This is a genomic window from bacterium (genome assembly GCA_030649055.1).
GTDB lineage: Bacteria > Patescibacteriota > Minisyncoccia > UBA6257 > JAUSGH01 > JAUSGH01.
In genome coordinates, this window is sequence record JAUSGH010000020.1 from 1 (window position 1) to 9,084 (window position 9,084).

Consider the following 9,084-nt stretch of genomic DNA (forward strand, 5'->3'; position numbering starts at 1 on the left):
ATATCCCCACGTTTGCAAGCGGTCGCTGTCTTCCGTCCATTTCGCGCCGATGTCGGTGCGGTAAAACATATTTTGCAGCATGATGTTGCCGATGCGGTTATACATCTGCACCCTCGCCTCCGTAACCGTCGTGCCTGATCCGGTCACAACCAGCACATACCCCGACTCCCCCGCAACCCTCCAGTCGCCGTCAACAATCTTCACATCGCCTAAGTGCAAACCTTCCGTGCTTGGCTTTTTAAACAGGATAGAAAGATCTTTATAGGTATCAGTCGTCTTTTGGTCATCATAAGGGAACGGCGGCACGGCGATGATGGCACCGATCTGGAAACCCTTTTTTGTTTTAAGATCAAACGGCGTTCCGTTTGCCAACGCCAGCAAAAATTCGCCCCACACGCTTTGCACGCCTTCCATTTGAATAGAGATTGTCGGGTAGCCGAAGCGGCACGTGAACTCCAGCGGATAGATGCCACGCGCGTTCGCGATGCAGTTGATGTCCACATAGCCGGCATATTTCGCGACGCGCAGCTCGTCGCGCATTTTTTCCAACGTCGCGCGGAACAACGTGTTGGTCGCTGTCCAAAACATCAGCGTACCCATCTCGCCCGTGTATGGGCCAATGTCGCCCGGAAAGAGTTTTTTATGTTCAAAGTTAATGTTCACCGGCTGGATGAAATCGTGACCGTTAAAAAACGCGCCGACGGCAACCTCCACGCCGGAAACGAATTTCTGCAACTGGAAATTCTTAATCTTTTTCCCCCATCCGTTTTTGTTGCGCTCCAAAATCTCGACGATATCTTTACCGTCTTCTTCGGTTCCCAAAAACAACAAGCCTTTCATGTACGACGGCGTGTTGCCCGACGGCTTCCACGCGTACCGTCCGGGATTTTCTTTCAAAAATTTTATCGCATCGTCAAAGTTTTCAAAGTCCCAATGCGGCAGCGTCAAAAGCCCCAACCGCTTCATCTCGGACTGGCCGTATTCGCGCTCAATCTCCAAACGGTCGGTGTACACGCTTCCACCGATGACCAGCTTCCCCGCGGTGCGCAGCTTGTCAGCCGCCTCGCCAAAACCCACATCATCAAACACCACGACATCCGCCCAATCAATTTCCTTCTCCCAATCGGCGACTTTATCCAAAATGCCGTCGTACACATCCGCGTCGCTTTTCGCCTTGATGTATACCTTCACCTCTGCCCCTTCTTTTTTTAACTGCCACGCCAAATCGCCGCTCAAACTTTCATGTGAGACGAAAAGGAATTTTTTCGCGTTAGGATTTTTTTGTTCTTCCGGCATATTTTTATTATGACACACATCGCGTTAATTGTTGTCATCCCCGCGAAAGCGGGGATCCAGAACGCGCTCCTGGATTCCGGATTAAATCCGGAATGACAATCACGTTAATGGACATTTTTTGTGATCATGCGAACGCGCCACGCAACATGTCCGGCCGTAATTGATCAGGCGATAGGTAAATTCAAACCAATCACGCTTGGGGATAAGCGCCATCAAGTCGCGCTCAATTTTTACCGGATCGGTGTTGTCGGTGAGCCCCAACACGCGCGCCAAGCGCTTCACGTGCGTATCAACCGCTATTCCCTCCACCACGCCATAAGCATTGCTCAGCACCACGTTCGCGGTTTTCCTCGCCACGCCCGGAATCGTGAGCATTTCTTCCATTGTCCTCGGAAGTTTTCCGCCGAATTTTTCTTTGACCATTTTCGCGGCGGCGAGAATATTTTTTGTTTTGTTACGGAAAAAACCGGTGGAATGAATATCTTTTTCAAACTCGCTGCGATCCGCGTGTACGTAATCGTCCAGCGTCCGGTATTTTTTAAACAATGCCTCCGTCACTTCATTCACTTTTTTGTCCGTGCACTGCGCGGAAAGTTCAACGGCGACGAGCAGTTCCCAATGATTCTTAAATCTCAACGCGATCTTGGCTTGGGGGAAAAGCTTTTTCAACGCCGCGATTATTTTTGCGACGCGTTTTTTGCGTTGTGCAAAAAGTTTTTGATCTATGATTCTTGCTATCATGATTCTTACTATAAAGAGAATCTCCCACGCGAGCAACGCTCACGTGGGAGACAGCTTCCTACTACACATTCGCGCACATGTCTTCCGCGTTCCGGAAAAAAGACATAGCGATTCCGACATCCAACTGGTACACGACGTTCACCATCGCGCCACAGCCGTTCATGCTCACGTTGGGAAACTCGCGGAGTATTGCTTCGACCGGACGGATAGAGAATGGCCTTCCCCCGAATCCGCCGGCAACACCCATTCCCAGCGTCCGTGTCTCCTCTTTTCTCCGCAGCGCGCGCAGGAATTCCGTCATGAGTTCGGCGTCAAAGTGCCTACCGCCCTCCTTCACCTCGCCGGAGAGGTTCAGCAACACGTCCGTGATTCCGCCGGCGTACGACGCAACTCTCCCCGCAACGGCGTCGGCGAGCATCACTTCCTTGCCCTTCTCCATCGCGGCGATCTCTTCCGGAGAAGACGCCTCATAATCCTCCTCTCCTTCCTCTTGTTCCTTTTCTATCGCCAGCTCCATCTCTCGCTGTACTGTCCGCACGCCGTCGCGGCTCACGCGCAGTATCACGCGGAGCTCCGGGTGCGCCACGCGGAATGCCCGAAGCGCTCCGGTCGGCGGCCAGTCCATGGCGAGCTGGATGCCGTGGAGCAGCGGCCCCGCCACACCGACAACCCGTTCCAGGTTCTCGACAAGCTTCGCCCGGTTCGTGGTCGCGAAGTTCACGAAGTTCAGCACCGACTCGTGCGCCACGAAAATCTTCGGGATATTCGCGACCGATGGGTTCAAGTGCGCGTGCTCGTTGCGCTCCCCGCAGCGCGCCTTCGCCTCTTTCAAAGTTTCCGCGAACGTATCATCGCTAACGTCAACGACGATGGCGAGACAACGCGCCGGCGGGTTTGTGATCTCGCGGAATATTTCCACAAGACGCTTTCCCTCGCCAGGAGAAACGAGTCCGCGAACGCCAATATACGAACGCATATCCACAGGGATTCCTCCAAAGATACAATCGCGCGTTCTGCAAATGACTATAGCGTAACCAATTTATTTTGTCACCCTTTTGACGCTCATTTAACCTTCCCGCCATTATGAGCGTTTTGTATTTCCAGTATCGCAAAATGTTTACATTATCACCGCTTAAGCGGTGATAATGTAAACATTTGTATCAGCCCCCGCGACTCGCGCAGTCTTTATAACTTCCGTGGCTTCACTCCTGCTCCGTCCGAAGATGCTCCATCGCGTAGTCCAAGTCGCCATCAACTTTTTTGCCGGGATTAAAAATGTTTTTCGGGTCAAAGAGTTTTTTTGTCGCTTGGAATAGTTTATATACTTCTTTCCCGTACATCTGTTCAAGATATGGCGTGCGAATGAGGCCGTCGTTGTGTTCGCCTGTCGTGGAACCGCCGAATTTCAGCACAAGATCGTACACTTTTTTAGAAAGCTCGGGAATAATTTGACGCGAAGCGGGGTCGCGCATGTCCATGAGCGGGATAACATGGATATTTCCGTCGCCCACGTGCCCCGCGATGGTGTACGTCAAACTTTTGTATGGCGCGAGCATGGCGTTCAGCTGCGGCAAAAATTGCGGCAAGAGTTCCGGACGCACCACCACATCATCGATGAACGGCGCGGTGCGTTTGTTCTTTAAATGGTAACGGAGCAAGTTGAAACTCTCCCGCCGCATCACCCAATACTTGCGCGCTTCTTCATCGGTTTTAACCAGCCGCATCTTTACGGGAAACTTTTTGAGCGCCGCGGCGGCGGTCTGCATTTTTTTCAATGCCTCCGCTTCAGAGTCGCCCGTAAATTCCAAGAGCATCACGAGCTTCGGGAATCCGCCGGTCAGAATCATCCATGCCTCGGGCAAGAACTTCAGCATCAGCGAAAACATATTTTTCGGCTTGATAAGTTTGATCAAGTCCGGCAAATAACGGAACACGAGCTTTAAGGTGTTATCGTCAAACGATTCAAAGCTTTCCGGTCCGAAGCGCACCGCGGTCTTTGCCAATTCGCCAAGAACGCCCGTGTCGCGCAAAAAGAGCACGAGCATTTTCGCGTACGGTTTCGGTTTCACGAGCCGGAATTTTACCTCCGTCGCGATACCCAGCGTCCCCTGCGAACCCACAAACAGTTTCGTAATATCAAAAACTTTTTTCTCGCTGTCCCACACGTTCCACAAATAATATCCCGCGGAATTTTTCGACACGTTGGGTTTCGCGCGTTTCAGCAGTTCCGCGTTTTTTGTGACGAGCGTATAAAGCCCTTTGTATAATCTGCCTTCAAATGTTCGGCTCGCCATTTTTTTCTTCAGCTCGGAACCGTCGAGCGGACGGAGTTCGTATGTTTTGCCGTCGGCAAGCACCGCCTTCAAGCTTGAGACGTAGCGCTCGGTCTTTCCGTATGCCAATGTTTTTTCGCCTCCGGAATTGTTAGCCACCATTCCGCCGATGGTGCACATTTCCCGAGACGCGGGATACGACGGCAGCAGCAATCCCTTGCGGAGCGTTGCCGCTTCAAAATCGCGGTAATATACGCCCGGCTCCGTCACTGCAAAATCCCCACCGACTTCCTTTATATGGTTCAGGTGCTTTTGCATGTCCACGACAACGGATTCCGTTAAGGCACCTCCGGACATGTCCGTGCCGCCGGAGCGCGGCGTCAAACTCACACCCTCGTGTTTCGTCGCAAACTTCACAAGCGCCTCAATATCTTTCGCGTCCTTTGGCGCAACCACAAGCGCGGGTTTTACCTCAAACAAGCTTGCGTCGTGGCTATACGCTTGAAGCGTCGCCTCGTCGTCGTATACTTCGCCCTTCAAAAACTTTTTTATTTCGTCGGAAAGCTTCATTTGTATTCATTGTACTAAAAATGTATCCCTTCGACCATGCCGAGTCCAACTCGGCTTCGCTCAGGGAATAAAAATCTTAGTTCCTGAGTTTATCGAAGGACTATCATTATATGTCATTCCCGCGTCCTCCGGAGGAGGATCCGCCTCAGGAGGAAATGCGGGGATCCAGAGCTTATGAGTACTGGATTCCGGGTCAAGCCCGGAATGACAATAAGTTGTCGCAATGACGACATTAAAAAAACAGAGCGGCCCCGAGCGATGAACGCTCGGGGGCCGAGAAGAACGAAGGGACCAAGGGGCGCGGGGGTCAAAGAGTCCAGAGGGACCCAACGACCCAAGGCCCAACTACTTGCGGAGCGACGGCAGCATGCCACCCGCATCCACGTCGCCGCCCAGCCAGCAGCAGCCGCGGGACCAGCCGCTCGCGTCGCGGTCCACGCACCAGACGTAGCGGTGGCCGTAGCGGCGACGCCAGACCCTCTTCGTGAAGAGAACGTACTTGCCGACGCGCCAAACAGAGATAGGGATGCTCTCCCGAACCGCCCAAATCTGTTCCATTTCCCGCTTGCCCCAGTTCGTCGCGGGATTCTCCCGACCACGATGCACTGCCTCTTTCACCGACACAGGCGCCTCACCGCGCTTCAGGATGGGGACGAGCTCCAACTTCCGGACGTCGAACTTCTTGCTCCGACTTACCTTCGCCGGACAATTCGCAGTCGCCTGCTTCATTGCCTAGTCCTCCAATAACAGATCCATTTACTGCCATGTATCATACCGCACTCTTTTTAATCAGTCAAACTGCTTCCTAACTTCACGATCGTGAAGTTAGGAAGCAGTTGACCGTGCCAATCCGGACGCACGATGCCATACAAACAAAAACCGGTCGCCTGAGGCGACCGGTTTTTGTTTTTCCTATTCCACTGCCTGCGCGTCGTTGCTTCGCGGAACATGCGTTGAACCTTCGGGTTCTTCAATTTTCAGATTCACGCGGGCGTTGTTTTTGATGCCCACAATTCTCAAAAGCGAGCGGATGGCTTTCGCGGTCGCGCCCTGGCGACCAACCACCTGGCCCATGTCCTCGCGATGCACGCGAAGCGACAGAAGCACGCCCATCTCGTCCACCTTCCGGTCAATCTTCACTTCATCCGGATGATCAACGATGGACTTCACCACGTATTCCAAAAACTGTTGGTCGGTTTCTTGCATAGCATTCAATTCGGGATTGTCTGCGACCTTTCAAATCCTTACGTTAATTGTATTCCTTCGACAAGCTCAGGAAATATTAGTCCCTGAGTTTATCGAAGGGCTACCGCCTATTGCACAGCTGCCGGCGCTGCGGCTTCCGCCGCCGGAGCAGCCGCTTCGGCCTTCGGGGCCTCGGCTGTTTTTTCTCCCTCTTTCTTCTTCGGCTGTTTGTGTACCGCGATTTTTTTCCCTTCAATCACGCCCGCCTTGATAAGCAGATTGTGCACAGTGTCGGTCTTTTGCGCGCCTTTGGAAATCCAGTACAGCGCGCGTTCCTTATTGAAATTCATCTTATCAGCGCGCGGGTCGTACCAACCCAAATCCTCCAGCTGTTTGCCGTTCAATTTTTCCCGCTTTTCGCCGACAATCAGACGATACGACGCCTGGTGCTTTTTGCCTATCCGTTGAAGTTTTAATGTGAGCATATTACGTATGATGATAAGCGATGCCGGTTATAAAGTCAATATTAACTTTCAAGTTTGACGGAGAGCAATTTTGACGCCCCGTCGGGACCCATGGTGACGCCGTAGAGGATGTCGGCGGCTTCCATTGTCGCACGGTTGTGCGTGACCACCACAAATTGTGTTTTGTCCGAGAATGACTTAATAAGCTGGGCAAACCGCTTTGTGTTGTTTTCATCAAGCGCCGCGTCGGCTTCATCCAGTACCAAAAACGGCGGCGGACTCACCGAGACCAGCGCGAACAGCGCCGCGAGCGATACCAAACTTTTTTCGCCGCCGGAGAGCATATCCAAACTCTTCACGCCCTTGGGGAGCGTCAAGTCCACGTCAATGCCGGCGATGTCGTCAGGGTCGGTCTCGTTTTCTTTTTGTTCCGCAGCTTCAGAAGGTTGCCCTTCGACAAGCTCAGGGACTAATACTTTTTTAACGGCCACAAGGCGTGCCCTTCCGCCGCCGAACATCAGGCGAAAATAGTTATTAAACTGCTCGTTGATACCGTGAAGCGCTCCGGCAAACTGCGTCCGGATTTTTGTTGTAAGGTCCGCCATCAGTCCGCGCAAATCTTCCGATGCCTTGGCAAGGTCCGCGCTTTGCGTTGATAAAAATGTATACCGCGTTTCGGTTTCTTCGGCTTCTTTGAGCATGCCTTCGTCAATTTCGCCGATCATCGCCAGCTCTCCGCGGAGCTTCAACATGCGGCGTTCGGCAACCATTAACGCGTCACCGGACGTAAAATCCGCGGACGCCAATGTTGCTTGCGCCGGCACCGCCGTAAACTCATCCAGCGTCCGACCAGCTTCCCGCGCGCGCGCGGCCAACTCCTCACGGCGCATGGTTAAACGCTCGTGGTCAAACCGCAACTGATTGGCTTTTGTCTGCAGTCCGACAAGCACATCTTTTTTCCGCTCCACTTCTTCAAACGCGGACTGGAACGATTTATTAAACTCCGCAAAAGCCTCCGCGTCTTTTGCCGCCGCGATTTCCAGCGCGGCAAACTCGCTGTCCAGCTTTTTCAACTCCACCTGCATTGCCGCGTGCATCTTTTTGATTTCAAGTAATGCGCCATCGGGAGCGCTCTGCTTCCCCTTAAACATCGCGTCAATGCGCTGCACGATGTCTTCCAATATGCGACGCACGCTTACCATGTCTTCGCTTGTCGTCGCGGCGTGGAGATCATCACGCACACGCTTCAATGCAGCCACGAGCTCCACGGAAGCGACATCCGCTTCTTTTGTCTCGGCAAGATATTCCAGCTTCGCCTCCAACCGGCCAAGCTCGCGTTGAAGCTCGGCGCGACGGGCAAAAAGCGGTTGCCGATTATCAGATTGAGCCCCCGCGTTCGGCTTTTTTTGCTGCAACCCACCCAGCGACGCGCGAAGCGCGGCCAGTTCCGCGGCGTGCGTGTTGATTTCTGTGTCAACTGCGACAAGCTGTGGCGCAACCGCAAGACCTTCGCGTTCCAGACCGGCAAGCTTCACGTGGAAATACCCATGCTCAAGTTCACGCAATTCTTTCTCAATATTCGCCCGCTCCGCCCATTTGGAGGATTGTCGACGCAATAATCGCAGCCGCGGCAGAAGCTCCTCCACCATCGCCGACACTTTTTCCAAATTCGCGGCGGTACCGTTGAGCTTCAGCTCCGCCTCGTGGCGCTTCAACTGAAATTGCCGGAGTCCCAGCACTTCTTCGATCATTTCTCTTCGATCGGCAGGACTTGCCTTCACAAACATGTCGCTGTTCCCCTGGTTGATGATGGTCAACCCGCGCGTGCCCATACGCGAGCCGGCAAAAAAATCGATGACGTCTTTAAGACGTACCTCGGCATCGTTCAAAAAATACTGTGACGTGCCGTCGCGATACACCTTGCGCGACACCGCAACCTCCGCGAACGCTACCGGAAAAAATCCCGTGGAATTATCAAAATGAATAGTCGCCTGCGCCATGTTCATCCGCGACTTTCCGGAGCCGCCCGTGAAAATCAAATCATCGGCTTTGAGCCCGCGGAGATTTTTCGCTTCGCGTTCGCCCAAAATCCAGCGCAACGCGTCAATGACGTTGGACTTTCCGGAGCCATTCGGGCCCACAATCGCAACTGTGCCGGACGGAAAATCAAACACCGTCTTCTGCGCGAAAGACTTAAATCCGTGGAGTTCGAGGCGTTTGAGGCGCATATCTTTGGGGAAATTTCTAATACCTAATATCTAATTTCTAAACAAATCCAAATGTCAAAAACCAAAATATCAATATCTTTATCCTATGTCAATTTGGACACTGTTGCAATAAACTCGTTGCCCCGCCGTTTCAAAAGAGGTACGCTCTATAGCAGAGGTCTCACCAACCATAAAAAAGGAGGTTCGCCATGGGTGGGAAACGGTTCCGCTGGATTTACTTCCAGCTCGGGCAGCTGGCCCTGCTAACGATTGCGGCATTCGCGGCGGCGCTTGCCGTTGCCGTTCCCGCGAGTTCATTCACGCCCACGTGGTATCAATTCCTCCGTG

General features: G+C 53.0%; 8 protein-coding genes. All 8 read right to left on the reverse strand.

The features are described from left to right. On the reverse strand, positions 1-1,296 hold a 1,296-nt coding region (locus tag Q7R85_04305; protein MDO8585308.1), incomplete at its 3' end, for a phosphoribosylamine--glycine ligase. A gap of 99 nt (positions 1,297-1,395) precedes the next feature. After that, on the reverse strand, positions 1,396-2,037 hold the full coding sequence (nth, locus tag Q7R85_04310) for an endonuclease III (protein MDO8585309.1): 642 nt from the start codon (positions 2,035-2,037) through the stop codon (positions 1,396-1,398). A gap of 61 nt (positions 2,038-2,098) precedes the next feature. Further along, positions 2,099-3,013: a hypothetical protein gene (locus Q7R85_04315; protein ID MDO8585310.1), complete on the reverse strand. Its 915-nt coding sequence runs from the start codon at positions 3,011-3,013 to the stop codon at positions 2,099-2,101. 226 nt (positions 3,014-3,239) lie between these two features. Beyond that, complete coding sequence (locus Q7R85_04320; GenBank protein MDO8585311.1) at positions 3,240-4,880, reverse strand: FAD-binding oxidoreductase; 1,641 nt, start codon at positions 4,878-4,880, stop codon at positions 3,240-3,242. A 345-nt stretch (positions 4,881-5,225) separates the two neighbouring features. Beyond that, a complete protein-coding gene (locus Q7R85_04325) occupies positions 5,226-5,609 on the reverse strand; it encodes a hypothetical protein (protein ID MDO8585312.1) in 384 nt (127 codons plus the stop codon). Positions 5,610-5,792: 183 nt separating this feature from the next. Then, positions 5,793-6,086: a KH domain-containing protein gene (locus tag Q7R85_04330; GenBank protein ID MDO8585313.1), complete on the reverse strand. Its 294-nt coding sequence runs from the start codon at positions 6,084-6,086 to the stop codon at positions 5,793-5,795. Between the two features lie 107 nt (positions 6,087-6,193). Then, positions 6,194-6,550, reverse strand: coding sequence for a 30S ribosomal protein S16 (gene rpsP / locus Q7R85_04335; protein ID MDO8585314.1), 357 nt, complete (start codon positions 6,548-6,550; stop codon positions 6,194-6,196). Between the two features lie 41 nt (positions 6,551-6,591). Further along, positions 6,592-8,757 (reverse strand): AAA family ATPase, encoded by a 2,166-nt coding sequence (locus Q7R85_04340; protein MDO8585315.1) that lies wholly within the window; start codon positions 8,755-8,757, stop codon positions 6,592-6,594. Between the last annotated feature and the right edge of the window lie 327 nt (positions 8,758-9,084).

What these genes read in the sequence shown, in the direction of transcription:
- nth (MDO8585309.1), bottom strand. Translation starts at nt 2,037, where the DNA reads ATGATAGCAAGAATCATAGATCAAAAACTTTTTGCACAACGCAAAAAA.
- Q7R85_04315 (MDO8585310.1), bottom strand. Translation starts at nt 3,013, where the DNA reads ATGCGTTCGTATATTGGCGTTCGCGGACTCGTTTCTCCTGGCGAGGGA.
- Q7R85_04320 (MDO8585311.1), bottom strand. Translation starts at nt 4,880, where the DNA reads ATGAAGCTTTCCGACGAAATAAAAAAGTTTTTGAAGGGCGAAGTATAC.
- Q7R85_04325 (MDO8585312.1), bottom strand. Translation starts at nt 5,609, where the DNA reads ATGAAGCAGGCGACTGCGAATTGTCCGGCGAAGGTAAGTCGGAGCAAG.
- Q7R85_04330 (MDO8585313.1), bottom strand. Translation starts at nt 6,086, where the DNA reads ATGCAAGAAACCGACCAACAGTTTTTGGAATACGTGGTGAAGTCCATC.
- rpsP (MDO8585314.1), bottom strand. Translation starts at nt 6,550, where the DNA reads ATGCTCACATTAAAACTTCAACGGATAGGCAAAAAGCACCAGGCGTCG.
- Q7R85_04340 (MDO8585315.1), bottom strand. Translation starts at nt 8,757, where the DNA reads ATGCGCCTCAAACGCCTCGAACTCCACGGATTTAAGTCTTTCGCGCAG.